General features: G+C 48.2%; 2 protein-coding genes. One reads left to right on the top strand and one right to left on the bottom strand.

Features of this window, described 5'->3' with window-relative positions; genetic code table 11:
* Positions 1-146: 146 nt before the first annotated feature.
* Positions 147-626, bottom strand: a complete 480-nt coding sequence (locus tag GO988_RS23620; RefSeq protein WP_157570106.1) for an immunity 26/phosphotriesterase HocA family protein — start codon at positions 624-626, stop codon at positions 147-149.
* Between the two features lie 179 nt (positions 627-805).
* On the opposite strand from GO988_RS23620, the gene GO988_RS23625 reads away from it, so the two are divergent.
* Positions 806-1,339 (top strand): DUF6756 family protein, encoded by a 534-nt coding sequence (locus GO988_RS23625; protein WP_157570107.1) that lies wholly within the window; start codon positions 806-808, stop codon positions 1,337-1,339.
* Positions 1,340-2,055: the final 716 nt, after the last annotated feature.

Genomic DNA, 2,055 nt, shown 5'->3' on the forward strand with positions numbered 1-2,055 from the left:
GTGCACCTTACAGAGCCAGCCTTTTTCGGCTTTGTAAACCCCCGTTACGAGCTGGAAACGCACTCGGTGTGGACTTTCTGAGCCACTTGCCCCGCGAGGCGCTTTCTGAGCCCCCTGCAGGTACGCGTTACTGACCTCTGTATCTACTAGTCGAACAGTTCTCGGTCATCCTTCAAGTATCGGTTTAACCGACCTGCGTGGTGGTCACGAATGCGTTCCTCTACCTGCTCAGGACTCCAAACCGCGCATCTTTCCAGGTCTCTACATTCTTCTTTAAGCGCGGGTGTCATGGCGCCACTAATCGGATTATATAGCCGAAAGCTCTCCGGGTCTAGACCGTCTTGAATGAATTTGAACGGGAGCTCTTGCAGTGATACGGGCAGAGGTGACTTACCTATTTTGACCCAACGCTTCGCATTAACCGCCTGATTATAAACAGCTACTATAAACATGATTGGCCGGTGGATAATCTGCGCAATGTCTAGTATTCGCTCAGGAGTATACAGATCATAAATGCCATAGTTAGCGCCTCCTAGTATCCTGGCATAGGCGAAATAGCCATCTTCTAAGTCTATTTCTAGTACTGCTCCTATTGTTATTTGAGGGCTGCCCATAAATTCTTCCAATGTTGTCCAGTAATGAAGCGTAATGTTAGACAGCAGTATCGAGACTCATAACATTTGCCAAGTTTGGGTTAATACACGTTATAAGCCCGACTGTTAGTAGCAGGCTATAAGAACCGATAAAAAGCAGCAGGATGAGAAGTTTTGCTACCTTGTTCCACACAATTCAACAGCCTTTTATCATGCCTGGCTTCAAAGATGATTTACTCCAACTCGCCGCCAGTTCGGGTATCTCACGAAAAGAATTCGAGGCTGTGGGTATTCAGGCCTGGCCGGCTATTATGCGCAAAATCGAGGCGGCTTTTGTCCTCAAAACTTCTGCTACTACCCGCTTCAATTGGTGGTGGGAAAGTTTTAAAGGTCCCCAGTACCGGCTCTTCTTTGATACGGCTTGGGCAGTTGACTACTTAACCCAACTAGTTGACGAACATGAACAAATATGGTTGGTGGCCTGTGACACCGACCAGGACCCTAGTAAGTTCTGGCTTTTTCAAGGCACGGTGCAGGCGACTCAATGGCTGCTACAAGAGCACTGCTATTTTGAATATTACTTAGTTAGCAAAAAGTATCAGTGGCTGCTCTGTGAAACGGACCACGACGTCTTGATTGGTTTAGGAAGCGCTATTCCGAGGATGCAGCAGTTGGACGCGCCAGGTAGCATTGTCTTGCCGGAAGCTTCTAGGTCTACTTTGAAGCAAAAAGACAAAGCCGCTTAGTTGAATTTTAACCAGATTTTAGATAGCAATAGACCAGATGCCCTTCTCGGAAAAGCCACTTTACGTAACATTTCATCGCGGACACACCTCGGAGAAGTGGTGATTTTCGGCCTGCGTCTGAAGCGTGGCTGGCGTAGGACTTTACTGGACCTAGTTTCCTGTGTCATTTACTTTGCTTGCCACCATTGATGTGTCACCTGAACGCTTTCTTAACCTTTTTGGCGGTAGTCCTCTCGCTTGGGTCTGCCCATGCACAGTCCACCAAGACCCTTGCCGGTCGGATCCTAAGCAATCACTTGGAAGAGTTTCCGAGGGCGAACATCTTCGCTCAGGATACGACCGTCATTGGGACAACGGACCTGGATGGTTATTTTAAGATTGATGTTCCCGTCAACACCAACACGCTCCTAGTCGCATCTGCCGGCATGGAATGGACCACCGTCCATCTGAGCGGAGAATGTGCAAACCTTGAGGTGATTCTCCTGTATGCTGGTCATTATGATTTTATGTCGGTGAGGCGCGTGAATAGACAAGAGTTCAAACGCTTTAAGCACTTGCCCCAACTACATCAGCAGGCGTATGAGCAAGGCCTTTTTAAATCCCCTGCACCTTGTGCTTCTCCCATTTTCACCAAGTGGGTCCCACGTCCAGCGAAACGGTGATTGAAGAGCAGAAAACCATTGTTTACATCCTGCAAACGACCCTCCCAGTATGTA

This window comes from Hymenobacter ginkgonis (assembly GCF_009755225.1).
GTDB classification, from domain to species: Bacteria; Bacteroidota; Bacteroidia; order Cytophagales; family Hymenobacteraceae; genus Hymenobacter; species Hymenobacter ginkgonis.

What these genes read in the sequence shown, in the direction of transcription:
- GO988_RS23625 (WP_157570107.1), top strand. Translation starts at nt 806, where the DNA reads ATGCCTGGCTTCAAAGATGATTTACTCCAACTCGCCGCCAGTTCGGGT.